Consider the following 17,951-nt stretch of genomic DNA (forward strand, 5'->3'; position numbering starts at 1 on the left):
TGTGAAGCGCCCCTGAACATAGGAACAGAATCATGCGTCATCGCAAAAGCGGCAGAAAACTGAACCGGAACAGCTCTCATCGTCAGGCGATGTTCCGTAACATGGCTGTGTCTCTGCTGGAGCACGAAGCGATCAAGACCACTTTGCCGAAGGCTAAAGAGCTCCGTCGTGTGGCTGAGCCGCTGATCACTTTGGCCAAGGAAGACTCAGTTGCAAACCGTCGTTTAGCTTTCGACCGTACCCGTTCTAAGGAAATGGTTGGTAAGCTTTTCAACGAACTGGGGCCTCGTTACCAAGAGCGTCCGGGTGGCTACATCCGCATTCTTAAGATGGGTTTCCGTGCGGGCGATAACGCACCGATGGCCTATGTTGAGCTTGTTGACCGTCCTGAACTGGTTGACGCTGACGAAGAGTAAGCGTTAATTGTTCTAAAAAAACCGGGCGATGCCCGGTTTTTTTATGCCTGTTGCATGTGCGAATCCATGGGCTATGCTGGTGATGTAATCAACGGGCATAGCATATGGCGATCAACGGCTTCCATGCTCACGTCTATTTCGACGAGCACACCTTTTCCCAGGCTGCGGCGCTCTGCCAGGCGGCCCACCAGCGTTTTTCGATTCCCATGGGGCATATGCACCGAAAACCGGTGGGCCCACATCCATGCTGGAGCTGCCAGTTGACTCTCCCCCGGCGTCTTGTTGGAGAGGTGATTCCCTGGTTGATGGCCAGCCGAAATGGGCTCACGGTGTTTGTGCATGGCCTTAGCGGCGATGACCTGCGGGATCATACAGAACTGGTTATGTGGTTGGGTGACAGCCTGCCGCTGGATTTGAGCACCTTTGGGCTTTCCCCGTAAATCACCCTGTTAGTTTTGTGCGGTGGTTCTACCTCGATACATTATTGCTTTTTGTTCAGGACGCGGGTGTGTCTTCGCGGCTGAGTTACCTGACCTTGGGCTGATCACTTTTTGCCCGCGATAGAGGCGGGCTGAAGGGTGAGCTGACCGCTGGGGCCGTGGGTCAGCACCTTCCAGGTTGAGTAATGCGAGCCGAACCTCACCGTACAAACGCTGAAGCCCTTGTGAGCGGGTGTAGCCTGCAAAATGGGCCAGTTTGATTCGTAGTTCCGGATCGGTGAGTGAAAGATTTTCATCAAATTCAGCGCGAATTAAGCGGCGGCACTGGTTGACCAGATTAACGATGTTGTACTGCATCAGCCAACGGTGGTCTAGGGTGGATTCCATGCTCGTACTCCTCGGCCTGTATATAGCTTGGTACAAAGCAGAAAACGTGCCATCAATTCAGCCCGCCTGGTGGCGATAATGCACAGCCACAGGGCGGGCGGGGTAAATAGCGGTGTGGCTGCGCTATTGTCGTGCGCGGGATGGGGTGTTGTGTTGTCGCAGGCAGTTGGCATAAAAGGTGGTGGTGGCGGGCCAGTCGGAAAAGACACCGATGACGCCGACTTGGCGGGCCAGTACATCCAGTAGCGTCAGGACATCGCCGTCGTTATTGGTGGCTGAAGGGATGCTTTGGTAGTACCAGCCGCCACCGTTGGCCAATAGTCCGGAGCGTTCCAGGGACCAGGCAATCATATTTACGCCGGCCTGTTGTGCGGAGCGGGCATAGACGCTTGGGATGATGCGGTTCTGGGCATCTGTGGTAACCAGCATCCATAACGGCGGGGCGATGATGTTGACCCCGTAGCCTTTCAGCGTTGCCATGTCGGGTTGCCAGGTGCCGGGGTTTTGCGGGTCGAGTCCGTTGCTGTCGCGGCCGTCTAGGTAAACCGCCTGGCGGCCAAAGGCTGGTGTGGCCGATAACCAATAGCGTACATCCTCTAGGTTGAATGATTGTGGATAGACGCGGTGGGGGCTTACGCCTGCCTCTTGGTAGTCACGGATCATTTGCCGTGCATAGTCCTGCTGGCTGTAATCACCCTGATAGGGCATGGGTACTTGAGGGGCCTTCAGTTCCGGGGTCATTTTGACTCCCAGCTGGCGGAACAGGGCGATGCTTTCCTGGTGGCTGAGCAGGGTGCCGCGTTGGCGGTAGAGCTCGGTGCGCCAGTCGGGGGTGCCATTCAGGTACTCGTCTACGGTGGTGGCTTGAGGGTTGGCGCCATCCATCTTCCCTTTCAGGGTTTTGAACTGGGCCAGAGTGATGTCACTGGTACAGCATTTCGCACTGGCGGCGTGTGTGCCATCAAACGGGCTGAACGGTTCGCTGCACTGGTTGGCCAGCTCGGTTTCCAGGATGTTGGTAGTGGTATGGAGGTCGCACTGTGAGTGACGGCAAACCAGCTCCCGGTCTTTGGTAAAGGTAACGTCACATTCCACAATGCCTGCGCCCATACGTGCTGCTGCACGGTAGGATTCTTCGGTGTGCTCCGGGAATTGCAGCGGCGCACCGCGGTGGCCGATGGAAAAGTCGGTCCGTCGCTGCGGGCGGTGCTCCGCGGCGCAGGCCTGTAGGGCCTCTTTGACTGGCCCGGCATCCATATCAGAGACCAAGTAATAGGGGCGAGGGCCGAGCGATACGCTACTGCTATGAGCCGTGGCGTGCTGAGGGGCTGTGCGATTGGCGTCACCTGGTGGGGTGTTGTGATCCGGTGTCTGAGCGGCACAGGCTGTAGCGGCAGCGCCCATGGCCAGTGCTGCGATGCAGCCTTTCAATGCGTTAATCCGTTTCATGACTCGCCTCAATGATGGTGATTGGGGGGAGTCTGCAGGCGAAATATGACGGGCTGGTGAGGGGCAGGCTGCGGCTGCGTGACAGGGCGTGGGAATGTGCTATTCGTCACGGCGTAACTCTCGCGGTGCCCTTTAAGAAAGAGGCGGATAGGGGCTTGGCGTCCTTGCCGCCCCGTCGTCTGCTATGCCGGTACCAGACCCGCTGCATTATTTCAGCATGGGTTTGAGAAAGCGCCCAGTATGGCTGCCTTTAACCTTGGCGACCTCTTCTGGAGTGCCTTCGGCGATGATCTCACCGCCACCGTCACCGCCCTCGGGCCCCAGATCCACGATCCAGTCAGCGGTCTTGATTACATCCAGGTTGTGTTCGATCACCACCACGGAGTTGCCGTGGTCGGCCAGGCGATTGAGCACGTCCAGCAGGAGCTGGATGTCATGGAAGTGCAGGCCGGTGGTAGGCTCATCGAGGATGTACAGGGTGTTGCCGGTATCCCTGCGTGACAATTCCTTGGCCAGTTTGACCCGCTGGGCTTCGCCACCGGATAGTGTGGTTGCTGCCTGGCCGAGTTTTACATAGCTGAGGCCCACATCTATGAGGGTCTGGAGTTTGCGTGCCAGCGAAGGTACGGCATCGAAAAATTCGCGAGCATCTTCAATGGTCAGATCCAGCACCTCGAAAATGTTCTTACCCTTGTAGGTGATCTCCAACGTTTCCCGATTATAGCGCTGGCCATTGCAGACTTCGCATGGAACATAGATATCTGGGAGGAAGTGCATCTCGACTTTGATAACCCCGTCGCCCTGACAGGCTTCACAGCGTCCCCCTTTAACATTGAAGCTGAAGCGCCCTGGCTTGTAGCCGCGGGCGCGTGCTTCCTGGGTGCCCGCGAACAATTCCCGCACCGGGGTGAAAATACCGGTGTAGGTGGCCGGGTTGGAGCGCGGGGTGCGACCGATGGGACTTTGATCGATATCCACCACCTTGTCGAAATGCTCAAGCCCTTCAATGGATTCGTGAGGGGATGGCGTCAGAGTTGTAGCCTTATTGAGTTTGGTCGCGGCCAGGGGGTAGAGCGTGCCGTTGATCAACGTGGACTTTCCGGAGCCCGATACGCCGGTGATACAGGTCAGTAAGCCTACGGGAATGTTCAATGGCTGGCCTTTGAGGTTGTTCCCTGTGGCTCCGAGCAAGGTTAACCATCGGTCATCATTGTGTGGACGGTGTTGAGTGGGGACCGCTATTTTTTTGCGGCCGGATAGGTAATCGCCAGTTAATGAATCTGGGTTGTCGGCTACATCTTGGGCGCTGCCTTGGGCGATGACCTTGCCACCGTGAACGCCCGCTCCTGGGCCAATATCAATAACGTGGTCGGCCAGTCGGATGGCGTCTTCATCGTGCTCTACAACCAGTACGCTATTACCCAAGTCGCGAAGTCGAGTCAGAGTATTGAGCAGGCGCTCGTTGTCGCGCTGGTGCAAACCGATTGAGGGTTCGTCCAGTACATACATGACACCCACTAGACCCGCGCCTATTTGGCTTGCGAGGCGAATACGTTGAGCTTCGCCGCCGGACAGGGTCTCTGCGCTGCGTTCAAGGGTTAGGTATTCCAGTCCTACATTGACCAGAAATTGCAGCCGGTCACTAATTTCCTTGAGGATTTTGCCGGCGATTTCGCCACGGCTGCCGGGCAATTTCAGGTTGCTAAAATAGGCATGGGCTTTACCAACGGGAAGTCGAACCACTTCGGGGAGAGTGGTTTGCTCAATGAAAACATGACGGGCAGCTTCACGAAGGCGTGAGCCGTTGCAGCTTGGGCAACTAGAGGTGGACATGTAGCCGAGCAAATCTTCTCTAACTGCATCAGATTCGGTTTCCCGGTAGCGGCGCTCCATGTTCGGGATGATCCCTTCGAATGGATGGTTGCGTTTGATGATGTCACCACGGTCGTTTAGGTAGCGGAATTCGATACTTTCCTTACCAGTACCATGCAGCACCTTGCTGCGGATCTCTTTGGGGAGATCTTTAAACGCCGTATCCATGTCGAAACCAATGCTCTGGGACAGCGAGTTGAGCATCTGGAAGTAATAAACGTTGCGGCGGTCCCAGCCGCGGATGGCGCCTTCGGAAAGAGAAAGTTCATCGGAGTTGATCACTTTGCCTTCATCGAAGAACTGTTTTATGCCCAGGCCATCGCAACTGGGGCAGGCACCAGCTGGGTTATTGAAGGAAAACAGGCGCGGTTCTAGTTCGGGGATCGAGTAACCACAGGTAGGGCAGGCGAATTTGGCAGAGAATGTGGTCTCTTCCCCTTCCCCTTCCATGGGGGCTATTACGGCGATATTGTCGGCCAGATTTAGCGCCGTCTCGAATGACTCTGCCAGCCGGTTCTGTAGGTCGCTGCGGACTTTGAAGCGATCCACCACCACTTCGATAGTGTGCTTTTTGTTTTTGTCTAGGTCCGGCGTATCATCCATGTCGTAGATGCGGCCATCAATGCGAGCCCTGATAAAGCCTTGGGCGCGTAGCTCTTCGAATAGATGGGCGTGTTCACCCTTCTTTTCGCGGATCACTGGAGCCAGCAGCATGAGTTTGCTGCCTTCTTCCATGGCCAGTACTTGGTCTACCATCTGGCTGATGGTCTGCGCGGCTAGCGGGGCGCCATGTTCGGGGCAGCGGGGCTCTCCAACTCGGGCGAAGAGTAGACGCAGGTAGTCGTAGATTTCGGTAATGGTGCCCACAGTGGAGCGAGGGTTATGACTAGTAGACTTTTGTTCAATGGAAATCGCTGGACTCAGCCCCTCGATGTGATCCACATCGGGCTTTTCCATCATTGATAGAAACTGGCGGGCGTAGGTGGAAAGTGACTCCACATATCGGCGCTGCCCTTCTGCGTAAAGGGTGTCGAAGGCGAGGGAAGATTTGCCGGAGCCTGACAGACCGGTAATAACCACCAGTTTGTCCCGGGGAATATCCAGGTCCACGTTCTTCAGATTATGGGTGCGTGCACCGCGTACTACGATGGTATCCATAGAGTAAAACGCCCGTTTCAGACTACTGTCAAAATGAACAGGGCAGTATAAGGGACGCCGGGCGCATGATGCCAGCCGCAGAACGTGAAAAGCTGGTGTCTGGCATCATGCATGGTGAGACTTGGGTGACTATAGGTTTTCCTGGGCCCAGTTCACCGCTTGTAGTCTGTTGGAGGCGTTGATTTTCTTGAAAATATTGTAGATGTGGGTCTTGATGGTGTGTGGGCTCAGGTTCAGGCTGCAGGCGATGTCGGAGTTCTTTGCGCCTGTGGCCATCACCTTCAGCACCTCAACTTCCCGGTCGGTTAGGCTGACCTCGCTGCGTGAAAACGTCTTGTTGAAAGTGCGGCTTTTCATTAGGTAGGTTTGCAGCACGGCGCGAGGGAACCATAGTTCACCATCGAGAATTGCCTTGAGGCCTTTGCTTAGAAGGGCCTGGGGACAGTCGTGCTGGAAGCCGCCGTTGACCATGGGAAGCCCGGCGAGCTTGGAGAGTGACTCATCGCTGTCAACGTTGAAAACCGCGATCAAGACATCGCTCTCCACTTCTTGGTCTGCTTCTAGTAGGTGGGCGATGACTTCGTTAACGTCTACGGAGTGGTAGTCCACCAGGAATAGGTTCTGACCGTTTTCGCGCAGGGCATCAATGGTAATATCCAGGGCAGTGGGAATACTTTTGGCTGCCATGTCTTTCTTGACGAGGAATTCGGTAAGCAGGGCGTTTTGCAGTTGTTGGCTGCCTACTACGTAAACTTGTTGGATATGTTCTTGGCTATTCATTGCTCTCGTCCGTGATTGCTTAGGCTTAAAACCTAAGAAAAAAAACTGATCAGCCTGTCAATTTATCACCGCTTTGACGGGGGTTCAATTTGAAGCATTGGAGTTTTGCGGTTTTCACGATTAAAAGTTGCCTGCAGTGAGGGCGTCGCTCGGGTTCTGATGGAGCCGGAATCTGCTACACTGCGTGCCCTTTTGTATCGGTCAGGTCTGCGGTAGCCATTCGTTGCGGCGTCCGGACCTCTCCGGGTTAGGAGCGATAACGGTTCATGACGGCATCATCTTCTCATGCTCTGCAACGGACAGAACTGAAGGCCACTGGCTATCTGGCAACGATTTTTGCGTTGCGGATGTTCGGTCTGTTCATGATTCTGCCTATTTTTGCCGTTTACGGGCAAGCTCTTGAAGGGGCTTCACCGCTATTAATTGGTACTGCTATTGGTGCCTACGGCTTGATGCAGGCATTGCTACAGATCCCTTTTGGTATGTTGTCGGATCGCTTTGGGCGCCGGCCGCTATTGCTTATCGGCCTATTGCTGTTTATTGCTGGCGGCGCGGTAGCCGCGATGAGTGACCACATTTACGGGGTCATTGCCGGGCGTGCTTTGCAAGGCGCAGGGGCGATTGCCAGTGTCATTATGGCACTGATCGGGGATGTTGTGACTGAAAAGCATCGCACCCGAGCTATGGCTTTGATTGGTATGTCGGTGGGCGGCTCTTTTGTTCTTGCACTGATTTTGGGGCCCTTGCTGGCTGGGTGGCTAGGTTTGTCTGGCCTATTCTGGATGACGTCAGTGTTGGGTGGTTTCGCTTTGCTGGTGGCGTTTGTGGTGCCGGCGCCAAAAGCCTTGCAGGGTGAGGCGCTGCCTGTGTCAGAACGGTTCCGTCGGGTGTTGGGTAGCAAGACCTTGCTGCGTTTTGATGTGGGTATTTTTAGCCTGCACTTGATTATGACCGCATCTTTTGTGGTGGTGCCGGCGTTGCTCAGCGATCGATTGGGGCTGACATTGCAAAGTCACAGCCTGCTGTATCTGGCGGTTCTGGTGGCTGGGTTTGTGGCCATGGTGCCATTGATTATCCGCGCGGAGCGCCGAGGGGCGGTTCCCATGAAGCGATTGGCGGTGGTGTTGCTGGCGCTCTCTCAGCTGGTGTTGGCGTTAGCTGGGGCGCAATTGTGGCATTTCGTTTTGGCATTATTGGTTTTCTTTACCGCTTTTAATCTACTAGAGGCCTTGCTGCCCTCTTTAGTCGGGCGCGCGGCGCCGGCGGGTACGAGGGGAACGGCTATGGGGGTGTACTCAACCAGTCAGTTCCTGGGCGTCTTTGTCGGCGGACAGATGGGCGGAGCCCTTTATCAATGGGTTGGGGCAGAAGCGGTCTTTTACAGCTGTGGTGTGTTGGCTCTGATCTGGTTGCTGGTGCTGGTAGGAATGAAAGAGTTGCCCCGGCTGGATAATCGGGTGCTGTCATTGGCCCCTGGGAATGATTGGGCTGCTTTGGCTGAGCGACTGAGATCTGTCCCCGGGGTGGTGGAAACAGTGGTCGTGGAAGAGCAAGCACTGGCCTTGCTGAAAGTGGACTCCAGTCTGTTGGACGAGCAGCAGTTACAGGGTGTCGCGGGGACCGGGCAAAGCTGACACAATGGACGGCTTCACGAATTTGTCGTCCATCAATGATGGTAGGATTTCAGACAGTAGCTAGACCATAAGAAGTCACGGAGAGAAACATGGCGCGCGGCGTTAATAAGGTAATTTTGATCGGTAATCTGGGTGCGGATCCGGAAACCCGCTTTATGCCCAGCGGTGGCGCGGTCACGAATGTGCGCTTGGCCACCAGCGAGAGCTGGAAAGACCGCCAGAGCGGCCAAATGCAGGAACGCACTGAGTGGCATCGGGTGGTGCTCTTCAACAAACTAGGCGAGATTGCCGGTGAGTATCTGAAAAAGGGCTCCAAAGTTTACATTGAAGGCTCTATCCGTACCCGCAAATGGCAAGGGCAGGATGGTCAAGACCGTTATACTACCGAGATTGTGGCCAACGAGATGCAGATGTTAGATGGCCGTGGTGATGGTGGTGGTCAGGGTGGTTATTCCCAGTCCGCTGCCCCTCAAGGCAATCAGGGTGGCTACGGTAATGATGGTCAGCCTGGAGCCGGTAGTGGCCAGCCAGCACAGAACCAAAACACCAATCAGGGCGGTGGTTTCAGCGGCCCAGCGGATGACTTTGACGACGATATTCCGTTCTGAATGACGGACAGGAAACCGGCCCCGTTATGCCTCGAAAAATAACACTAGCGCTGCTTTTTGGCGTTAGTCTGCTGCTGTTTTTACTGCTACTAATGCCTGCGGCTGTGTTGGTAGAGCGTGTTCCGGCGCTGCGGCCGGGTGGTGCACCGTTGGTTCTGACCAACCCCCAGGGGGTTTGGTGGAACGGGCAAGCCAATTGGCAATGGCAACGCCGCCAGGGCACTGTGCAATGGTCGCTAGACTGGCACGGATTAGTGCCAGGGTTGACATTGAAAATGCGTACCACCGATGATGCAGCGCGCCTGTCGACTTGGTTGGGCGCGGACTGGGGGGATTGGCAACTGCAGCATGCGCGGCTTTCCTTGCCTATGGCACTGGTGACAGAGCACATTCCCCAGGGTAGTGCGAGTGGGCGCGTGGACGCGACGTTGATGCAGCTTTCCTTTGGCGATAGTAGGATCAAGCAGTTGCAAGGCACGCTCCAATACAGTGGCGGCACCGTGAGTTGGGGGCGTAATGGCTCGGCGTTGGTGCCGGTATTGCAGGGTCGTTTAAGCATGAATAATGAACAACCCACACTGCAGGTGGAGGACCCGGATAATAATTCGCTATTGGATGCTAGGTTAGCTAATGGGCGTTTTGAGCTAGAGGTTCGGCGAGCTTGGCCTATGCTATTGGGCGTGAGTCAGGGCGGCGACCCGGACGATGTGGTATTCCAGATGTCGCAACCTCTTGTCTTGTTCGGTGGTCAGTAACACTATACTGCAATAATAAACAGTAGAATTCGGCAGGTTTGTAGCCTTGCATCGGTAATAACGATAAGGAAGTCGCGGGACGGTTATGTCGCAACTGGCGAGTTGGGTAAAACAACAGCAATGGGGGGCGCCGCTTCGGTGGGTGATTGCTGTATTGCTGGTGGTCGCGATGGCCTATGTGCTGGCGCAGACCGTATGGCTACTGTGGTATGGTCCCAGTGAGCGAGTGCAGAGCAATAGCAAGACGCGTTTGGATGTATCGTCGTCTGGCGACGCGCCGATTCTATCTCAGTCCCAGGTGGATGGCTGGCAGTTGTTTGGCCAGTATGAGGCGGCAGCCAGTATCGATAAAGACCGGCCGACAGATGCCCCTGATACCCGGTTGCGCCTGGAACTGTTAGGTGTTTTTCAGAATGCCGATACCAAACGGGCTACGGCGATTATTGCTGAGAAGGGCAAAGAAGGTGAGCTATACCATATTGGGGATAGCATTCCCGGTAATGCCAAGTTAGAAGAAGTGTATCCAGATCGGGTTATCTTGCGTCGAGCAGGTCGGCTGGAAACACTGCGCTGGAGTGATTCTGTGTTGGGAGGAGTCGCTCAAGTCAAGCAAAAGCCTACACCGCCGCCGAGTCGTAACCGCACTGTAGCACAAGGCAGCCCCGCGGATTTGGCGCGCCAGCGCAAAACGATTATTGGCCAGCTGGGGCTGGACCCTATTGATAAGAGTGGCAGTGCTGGTTATCGGTTGGGTAAAGGTGCACCAAAACAATTGCTTGCGCAGGTTGGTCTACGAAGCGATGACGTAATTCTCTCGGTTAACGGGCATCCGCTAGGAACAGAAAGCAACGACGTGGCGGCTCTGCGTTCGTATCAGGACACCCAGAAAGCATCCATTGTGGTGCAACGGGGTGACCAACAATTTACCGTGAACTATCCGCCTTAATGAGTGGTTTTATGACGCCTTTTTTCAGAACGTCTTTATCAAAAATAATGCTGCTGCTAGCGCTGTCCGCTGTCATGGTGACCTCGCTTCACGCGCAGACAACGAACCAAGTACAGGCCAGCGATGACGGTGAGAGCTGGACGGTAAATATTCGCAATGCGGACATTCAGGCGTTTATCAGCCAGGTAGCCCAGATGACCGGCAAGAACTTTGTGGTGGATCCGCGGGTTCGTGCGCGGGATGTCACAGTGGTATCTACTAAATCCCTGACCTCTAATGAGGTGTATGAATTATTTTTGTCCGTATTGCAGGTCCATGGTTATGCGGCCGTGTCGGTCGGTGACATTACCAAGATTGTGCCTAATACCACGGCTAAACAAAGTAATCTTCCGTTAGTCGACAAGGGGAGCTCTTCCGGTGAGGAGCTCGTCACCCGGGTCATTGCGGTTGAGAGCACGCCGGTGGAAGAATTGGTTCCTGTGCTGCGCCCATTGGTCCCTCAATATGGCCATTTGGCTGCTGTCGGGTCCGCCAATGCACTGATTATCAGCGACCATCTGGATAACATTCGTCGTATGGAGGCGATTATCTCCAGCCTTGATAGCGCGGAATCGGAAGATGTTCAGGTGCTGAAGTTGAAACATGCATTTGCCGGTGACATGGTGAAAATGCTGGAAAGCCTGACACCACAGACCGGTGGGCGCGGGGGTAAATCCGCTGAAGGTGGTGTTATCGTCGTGGCAGATGAGCGGACCAATCGACTGATCATTAAAGGTGACCGTGTTACCCGCCAGCGAATGCTACAGATGGTTCGCAGCCTAGACACCGAGGAAACGAACAATAGTGGTGCGAAGGTTATTCGCCTAAGCCATGGTGATGCCAAGAGCATGGCCGAGTTATTGAAGAACTTTGTTGATGGTGCCTCGGTGAACAGGGCTGGGGGCGATGGCAAGACGACCTCCGTTGCGTTGAATAACAACGAGGTGTCGATTCAGGCGGATGAATCGTTGAATGCGCTGGTAGTTCGTGCCAAACCCGCAATGATGAAACAAATACAATCGGTAATCAGCAAGCTGGATGTGCGCCGGGCACAAATCCTGATTGAGGCTGCCATTGTGGAAATTTCTGGGGAGCAAGGGAAAAACCTGGGCTTCCAGTATGTAGGCGGTAGCAATGAAGATGGCGTTGGCGCCGTTAACTTCGGTGGTAATGGATTAAGCGTCAACTCTGTCGTCCAGGCGCTGGCCTCGGATGATCCGTCTGGACTGAGCCTAGGCGATGGGATTACTGCTGGGTTAGGGGAAACCGATTCCGACGGTGACTTGAAATGGGGGGCATTGATTCAAGCTCTATCCACCTCATCAGATGTGAATCTCCTTTCCACTCCGAGCATTCTAACCCTGGATAATGAAGAAGCGTCCATCATCGTTGGCGAGAATGTCCCGTTTGTGACCGGGCAGAGCACCAATACCGGTTCGGGGGTGTCCAACCCATTTACCACGATTCAACGTGAGGACGTGGGCCTGACGTTAAAAGTTACTCCTCACGTGGCCGGACTCTCTACCATTCGCTTGGAGTTGGAGCAGGAAAGCTCTGCAGTGAAGGACTCGGCGGGTGATGCCGTTGATATCGTGACGACCACTCGTAAGCTGCAAAGCACCGTATTGGCTGATGATGCAGAAACCATCGCTCTGGGTGGGCTGATCAAAGATGATATCCGGGTGACGGTTCGAAAAGTGCCGTTTCTAGGCGATATTCCGGTGTTGGGCTTTTTATTTCGCTCAACCAGCAAGGACAGGGTGAAGAGTAATCTGATGGTTTTCCTAAAGCCGACGATTCTAGGCAATAATGATCGATTGGTAGAAATGAGCCGTGATAAATACATGGGGCTGACGGCCCTTCAATTCCGGCTTAATGATGACGGAGAGTTGGAGCAGGTTGAGAAAAACCCTATTCCGCAGAGTTTGGATCATATCTTTGAGGGGCGGACTCCGGTGCCACAGGATTTCCGTGATGCCTACTTCAACCAGCAGAATAGACCGGTACCGGCCACCAAAAAAGACATTGAAGATAAGCGGCCGAAAACGGTACCCGGAGTTGATCGCCAAGCAGAAGGAGATTCTGATCTGTAGGGCTGCATAGGTTTTCTGTGGCTAATAAAAACGCGCTTCGGCGCGTTTTTTTATGCGCCACTCTGCGCTTGAAAAACGACTTATGATTTATGCAGCATGCTATGAATTCGACTTAAAAGTAGCTTGTTAGGAAAGGGATGCAGCATTTGGAAACGGTCAGGGTTGTTCCAGGTCGCGTAGGTTGTTCAACACCCGCTCACTGCGTTCGAGTTTCTTGTTCAGCTCTTCGTTATCTGGGTACAGCGGAGCTATCTGTTTCCAGATTCGGTAGGCCTCGCGATACTGTCCGTGGGCATAGAGGGCTTCGCCAGTATTTATTTCTTCGGCAAAGCGCCGTCGGCACCATTGTTCAAGGCGTTTGCGGTGTGAAGCCAGTGCAGGGTTGTTTTTCTGTTGGTTTAGGAAGGCCCGTGCGGACAGTAATGATTGCAGTTGGCCATTGCGCTGATAGCGGGTCATTAACTGTTCGGCCTCAGCCTGCAGAGCCCGGTTACGCTTGGCGCGGGCTCGCCGTTGTTCATTGTTGAGCACTTGCTGCGCCTGAGCCAGTTTGGGTGCTGGTTCGGCCTCTGGTGCCAACTGATGGGCGTAGCGGAGCAGGTTGCGGGCCTGAACCCATTGCTCCTGATCCGCGAAATAGTTGCCCAGAGTGGTAAGGTCTGCGATCAGTAATTCTCGCTCTTCGGCCAGTGCCTGACGCTCCTGCTTTGCCGCTAAAGCGTGAAAGTCGGCAAGATGAAGTGCCAGATCCTTGTTACTCAACAAGGCTTGCGCTTGGGCCTGGCGTCGCTCGGCTAGCAACGGATTAAGCTGACGGGCTTCCATCGGGACCAGAGTATTGCGGAGTTCATCAATGGCGGAAGAGTCCAGTACCTTGTCGCGGTTGGTTTCCAGCAGGGTAAAGGCAGCGTCCCATTGTTGTTTTCGGGCCAGTTCTTCTGCCTGCTGAACGACGTGGAGCCGATACTCTTGGCTGGCCAGGCGAACGCCAGCGTACTGTTCTTGAAGGATGGCATACTGCGGGTGTTTAGGATCTGTCTGTTCGATGATCTGCGCGGCTTTGGCGTAGTCGTGTTGCTCCAGCGCCGCACTGACATCGTTTTCTGGGTGGAGGTTGGCGAAGGTGGTGCAGCCGGCCAGTACCGTGGCTAGGGTTAGGCTACTCGCCTTGTACACGTTCATGCTCCGTATTCAGTTTTGCCAGAAACTGGGCAATACGCTGTTCCATTAGGGTTTCGGACAAGGCGTGAACACCATCAATGCGGTGAGTGCTCACTGGTTGCTCTTTGCCGCGAATGCGCATGGCTCCGCATTCCGTGGCGCGTACCCGTGAGGCAATGTTGGGATTGGACAGTAGCGGTGCTGCGGCAATGATCTCGTTGCCTCCAGCCATATTTGACAGTCGGGAGGCCAGATTTACTGCGTCGCCGACTACGGTGTATTGCATGCGATCGCGCGAGCCCAAGTTGCCAGCCAGCATAGCGCCGGAATTGATGCCGATGCGGAATGTAACGGTGGTCTCGCCTCGGGCATTGCGGTATTCATTCAGGCGTTTTACTAGCCGCTGAATCATTACAGCACAACACAGCGCATGGAATAGGTGCTCGTCATCTTTTTCTGGCACCCCGAACACGATCATGGCGCAATCGCCCATGTACTTGTCAATGGTCCCTCGGTAAAAGCTGGTAGCTGTGGTGATAGCATCGAAATAGACATTGAGCATGTCGGCGATTGCGTCTGGTGCCAAGTTCTCGGATAGACGGGTAAAGCCGACGATGTCCGCAAAGATCACGGTTGCAGAAACGTCACGACCACCTAGTTGCACCTGATCCAAATCGGCCATCATGTTACGGGCCACGGATGGGCTGACGAAGCGTTGCAACACACGCTCTACTTGGTCCTTTTCTAACATGCCATGAGCCATGGTGTTGTAAGCCTCAATCAGGCCGCCGATTTCATCGTTGCGGCGGTCCTGAATGCGATAGTTCAGGTCGCCCTTGCGCATGGCACTGGTGGCGGCCAGCAGGTCATGAATGGGTTGGGCCAGCCGGCGGCTAATCAGGAAGGCGACGACAATGGCGATCACGCTCATGATGAGCGTGGCGGTGATCATGGTGTCCCGCACCGCTTGGCGGGCGGCCATAATGGGGCGGTCCGAGAGGGAAATGGCGGTATGGCCGGCGACCACATCGCTGATCTTGATGGGGGCGTAGTATGTTGTGATGGGTTCGTCTTCCAGGTCCCAGCGTTTTACCTGCTCGTGCAGAGGTGAGGCGGCCAGCGGCAGAATGCCCGCTTTATCGGTCAGGTTGCCGTCGCGGCCAAACAGGGCGGCGCCACGCACGCTTTCACTTCGGGTCAGGTTGTTGAGTTGCACTTTGAGGAAAAAGGTATCGTCAGCTAATAGGGGTTCACGGACGGTATTAGCCAGCTGTTGGGCAATCGCGGTGCCGAAGCTATCAGCTTGGTCGCGCATGCGACTGAGTTGGTTATTGAGTAACAGGGTGCCGAGGATGGTCATGCCGCAGAGAATCAACAGAGAGATGGATAGCCCAAGCTTCCAGGCTACCGGGAAATACGCCGGGATATAGGGCGCCAGCCACTCGAGAAGGCGGGTACGGCGGGGGGCGGATTGTTCTGTTCCCTTTGGCGTGCTCACGTTTCGTCCCTGATGTGGCTATGCGAGTAATCCTGTGTGTCTCTGTGTCCGTCAGACCGCCTACTACAGGCTTGGTCTACGCTTGTCAGCGGTGTTCCTTGCTGTCAAATTCAAGTATGTGTTATGCCAACAATAGCATTTTAGTGATGTCGGGTAAGTAGCCGCTTGACTGTTTGTTTCCCGGCCTTGAATTAGGATATGAGTATGGCCTTTACGCGAGAGCGACAAGTCAGTGCAAATGGGTTGGATTTCTTTGTGGCGGAGGCCGGTGTGGCCGGTTTGCCGCTGGTGTTGTGCTTGCATGGTTTTCCGGAGTGTTGGGCCTCTTGGCGGTATCAGCTACCGGTGCTAGCTCAGTCTGGTTATTACGCGGTGGCACCGGATTTGCGTGGTTATGGTTTTACCGATGCCCCTAAAGACGTCGAGGCTTACCGGCAAAGTAAGTTGGTTGAGGATGTGATGGCATTGATTCGGGTGCTGGGCTACGACAGTGCCATCCTAATAGGACATGACTGGGGGTGTGCGCTGGCTTGGCAGGTCGCCCGTTGTTACCCGAAATCGATTAAGGCAGTTATCGGTATGTCGGTTCCCTATGGCGGCCCAGCACCGGTGCCGCCCACGGCAGCCATGCGTAAGCTGTTTGAAGATCGATTTTTCTACATGCTGTATTTCCAGCAAACAGGTTTGCCGGAGCAGGAACTTGAGGCGGATGTATCGCACAGCTTGCGTTGTATTTTTCATGCCTTATCCGCTGACGGCATTGCGGACTTCAATGTGAAGCCGGACGATACCGGCTTTCTTCAGTCCATGCCCGTTCCTGAAGCCCAACCGCGTTGGATGCGCGAGGAAGATCTGGCTTACTACGTGGAGCGTTTTGAGCACAGTGGTTTTACCGGCGCAATCAATTGGTACCGGTCCATGGATGCCTCCTGGGAGGAAAGTCGCAATGCCAGCAATTGGCAAATTCCCATGCCGATATTATTTATAGGAGGCTTGCAGGACCCGGTCCTCATGTTTAGCCAGAAAGCGCTACAGCGTATGCCTGACTATATGCCGGACCTGCGCACGGTGATGCTGGATCAGTGTGGTCATTGGATTCAGATGGAGCAGGCCTCTGAAGTTAATCGAGAGATCTTGGCGTTTTTGGAAGAAGTCGATGGCGATAAAATCGAATAACAGTAACTTTCACAGGGTAGCCGAATTTCATCGCGCTTTTTCTTTGCCGGTGGAGCCGCAGCCAGTAGTGCCAGACGATGCCACTGTGCGGTTGCGGTTGGCTTTACTGCTGGAAGAATTTTACGAGCTGGTCGAAGCCACTTGCCAGGAGGTGAGCGAGGGACAACGAAAATTTCTCATGACCCTTGCTCAGGCTCGCGAACAACTGGAAGAGTTAGAGGGTTTTCAGGTGGATTTGGTGGAGGTGGCGGACGCGCTCACTGACATTAATTATGTTACTTACGGCGCAGGCCACACTTTTGGTATCGATCTGAATGCCTGCTGCAAGGAAGTGCATCGCAGCAACATGAGCAAGCTGGGTGCCGACGGTCAACCGGTGAAAGATGAACGAGGCAAGGTGCTGAAAGGCCCTGCGTATTCGCCTCCATCGCTGGCCCAGGTATTGGCAAACCAGGCCGGCGGTGCCGAATAGCGGCAAGTGGCTAGTGGGGTTGTATTTATCGTGGAGATTAAAGTGGTGAAAATCTGATTCATATCAAGACGAAATGGCGCGATGGGTAGCACTATAACTGCGGGATTTGATCCCGCTGCGTATGTTTCCAGTTGTCCCTGGAAACCATTAGGCCCCGTTTTCGGGGCCTTTTTTTCTTCTCTGCAGCCTTTCATTGATTATGCAACACGTGTGGTGCGTGTCGCATAAATAGCCTGGTCGTTAATGTCATCGTTTCTGCCCTCTTGCCCGGTTAGACTCGAGGCGAGTTTTGACAGGAGCCATTCATGACCGCCTATGATATTTCCTTGGCTGACGCCATGATCCAGCGCCGCTCAGTTCGCGGTTTTACTGATAAGCCAGTGCCCAAGGCGGTGATGGATGAGGTGTTCTCTCTTGCGCAGCACTCGCCATCCAACTGCAATATTCAGCCCTGGAAAGTGTGGGTTGCCTCCGGAGCCGTACGTGATGCGCTGCGCGAGCGGATGATCGAGAAGGTCACCAATGGTGTGCCCTTTGCTCCAGATTATGATGGCCCGCCTAGGTTTGAAGGGGTATACCGGGAGCGCCAAGTCGATTGTGCCATGGCGTTATATGGCAGCATGGGTATTGCCCGTGAAGATCGTCCTGGCCGGCAGCGAGCAGAGCTGCGTAACTTCGAACTGTTTGATGCTCCCCATGTGGCTTTTATTGGCATGGAGCGCAACTTTGGCGTCACCGTAGGGTTGGATGTGGGAATGTATGTGCAGTCGTTGTTGCTGTCCATGAGTGCCTATGGGCTGGGAGCGTGTGCCCAAGGCAGCATGCGTTACTATCCGGATGATGTACGGGACATGCTAGGGATTCCTTCTTCCTCGGCTATCGTGTTGGGTATCAGTTTTGGTTACGAAGATCCGGAAGTGGCCGCCAACAAGGCTCGGGTCGGTCGCGTGCCGCTTTCCGACTCGGTGCAGTTTTGCGATAGCGTGTGATCTGAGGGCTTGTTCCACTGACTGTGTAACAAGGGCTCTCAGGCAGCGGTGGCGCAATTGTGTTAGGATAGGGGTTCT

The 17,951-nt window shown here is 54.7% G+C and carries 16 protein-coding genes; 10 read left to right on the forward strand and 6 right to left on the reverse strand.

Annotated elements, in window-relative coordinates; all coding sequences use genetic code 11:
* The first annotated feature begins 32 nt into the window (after positions 1-32).
* Entirely contained in the window at positions 33-416 is a 384-nt protein-coding gene (gene rplQ / locus AS19_RS02205; protein WP_011587709.1) for a 50S ribosomal protein L17, read from the forward strand.
* A 104-nt stretch (positions 417-520) separates the two neighbouring features.
* Positions 521-856 carry a DOPA 4,5-dioxygenase family protein gene (locus tag AS19_RS02210; protein ID WP_011587710.1) on the forward strand — a complete coding sequence of 112 codons (336 nt, stop codon included), beginning with the start codon at positions 521-523 and terminating at the stop codon, positions 854-856.
* Positions 857-865: 9 nt separating this feature from the next.
* Here the strand turns inward: AS19_RS02210 and AS19_RS02215 are convergent, their stop codons facing one another.
* From AS19_RS02215 to AS19_RS02230, 4 genes are all read right to left on the reverse strand, one after another.
* A complete protein-coding gene (locus tag AS19_RS02215; protein WP_035459313.1) occupies positions 866-1,243 on the reverse strand; it encodes a hypothetical protein in 378 nt (125 codons plus the stop codon).
* A gap of 123 nt (positions 1,244-1,366) precedes the next feature.
* Positions 1,367-2,692 carry a glycerophosphodiester phosphodiesterase family protein gene (locus AS19_RS02220; protein ID WP_011587712.1) on the reverse strand — a complete coding sequence of 442 codons (1,326 nt, stop codon included), beginning with the start codon at positions 2,690-2,692 and terminating at the stop codon, positions 1,367-1,369.
* Positions 2,693-2,899: 207 nt separating this feature from the next.
* Positions 2,900-5,722, reverse strand: coding sequence for an excinuclease ABC subunit UvrA (uvrA, locus tag AS19_RS02225; protein ID WP_011587713.1), 2,823 nt, complete (start codon positions 5,720-5,722; stop codon positions 2,900-2,902).
* A 129-nt stretch (positions 5,723-5,851) separates the two neighbouring features.
* Complete coding sequence (locus AS19_RS02230) at positions 5,852-6,502, reverse strand: response regulator transcription factor (protein ID WP_011587714.1); 651 nt, start codon at positions 6,500-6,502, stop codon at positions 5,852-5,854.
* A gap of 266 nt (positions 6,503-6,768) precedes the next feature.
* On the opposite strand from AS19_RS02230, the gene AS19_RS02235 reads away from it, so the two are divergent.
* From AS19_RS02235 to gspD, 5 genes are all read left to right on the forward strand, one after another.
* Positions 6,769-8,136 (forward strand): MFS transporter, encoded by a 1,368-nt coding sequence (locus AS19_RS02235; protein WP_046961655.1) that lies wholly within the window; start codon positions 6,769-6,771, stop codon positions 8,134-8,136.
* An 89-nt stretch (positions 8,137-8,225) separates the two neighbouring features.
* Positions 8,226-8,744 carry a single-stranded DNA-binding protein gene (ssb, locus tag AS19_RS02240; protein WP_011587716.1) on the forward strand — a complete coding sequence of 173 codons (519 nt, stop codon included), beginning with the start codon at positions 8,226-8,228 and terminating at the stop codon, positions 8,742-8,744.
* Positions 8,745-8,770: 26 nt separating this feature from the next.
* Complete coding sequence (gene gspN, locus AS19_RS02245; protein ID WP_046961656.1) at positions 8,771-9,499, forward strand: type II secretion system protein N; 729 nt, start codon at positions 8,771-8,773, stop codon at positions 9,497-9,499.
* Between the two features lie 85 nt (positions 9,500-9,584).
* Positions 9,585-10,445: a type II secretion system protein N gene (locus AS19_RS02250; protein WP_011587718.1), complete on the forward strand. Its 861-nt coding sequence runs from the start codon at positions 9,585-9,587 to the stop codon at positions 10,443-10,445.
* A gap of 11 nt (positions 10,446-10,456) precedes the next feature.
* Complete coding sequence (gspD, locus tag AS19_RS02255) at positions 10,457-12,577, forward strand: type II secretion system secretin GspD (protein ID WP_231483397.1); 2,121 nt, start codon at positions 10,457-10,459, stop codon at positions 12,575-12,577.
* A 156-nt stretch (positions 12,578-12,733) separates the two neighbouring features.
* On the opposite strand, the gene AS19_RS02260 is transcribed toward gspD, so the two are convergent.
* Both AS19_RS02260 and AS19_RS02265 read right to left on the reverse strand, forming a co-directional pair.
* Entirely contained in the window at positions 12,734-13,759 is a 1,026-nt protein-coding gene (locus tag AS19_RS02260) for a hypothetical protein (RefSeq protein ID WP_046961657.1), read from the reverse strand.
* Positions 13,737-15,236, reverse strand: a complete 1,500-nt coding sequence (locus tag AS19_RS02265; protein ID WP_046961658.1) for an adenylate/guanylate cyclase domain-containing protein — start codon at positions 15,234-15,236, stop codon at positions 13,737-13,739. The genes AS19_RS02260 and AS19_RS02265 overlap by 23 nt, the downstream gene beginning before the upstream one ends.
* A 204-nt stretch (positions 15,237-15,440) precedes the next feature.
* On the opposite strand from AS19_RS02265, the gene AS19_RS02270 reads away from it, so the two are divergent.
* From AS19_RS02270 to AS19_RS02280, 3 genes are all read left to right on the forward strand, one after another.
* The gene (locus AS19_RS02270) at positions 15,441-16,412 is read left to right on the forward strand and encodes an alpha/beta fold hydrolase (protein WP_011587722.1); all 972 of its coding nucleotides are present in this window, start codon (positions 15,441-15,443) and stop codon (positions 16,410-16,412) included.
* Complete coding sequence (locus AS19_RS02275) at positions 16,393-16,884, forward strand: nucleoside triphosphate pyrophosphohydrolase family protein (RefSeq protein WP_011587723.1); 492 nt, start codon at positions 16,393-16,395, stop codon at positions 16,882-16,884. The genes AS19_RS02270 and AS19_RS02275 overlap by 20 nt, the downstream gene beginning before the upstream one ends.
* 305 nt (positions 16,885-17,189) lie before the next feature.
* Positions 17,190-17,873 carry a nitroreductase gene (locus AS19_RS02280; protein WP_035459295.1) on the forward strand — a complete coding sequence of 228 codons (684 nt, stop codon included), beginning with the start codon at positions 17,190-17,192 and terminating at the stop codon, positions 17,871-17,873.
* Positions 17,874-17,951 lie beyond the last annotated feature (78 nt).

It is taken from the genome of Alcanivorax sp. NBRC 101098 (assembly GCF_001010505.1).
Classification (GTDB): domain Bacteria; phylum Pseudomonadota; class Gammaproteobacteria; order Pseudomonadales; family Alcanivoracaceae; genus Alcanivorax; species Alcanivorax borkumensis.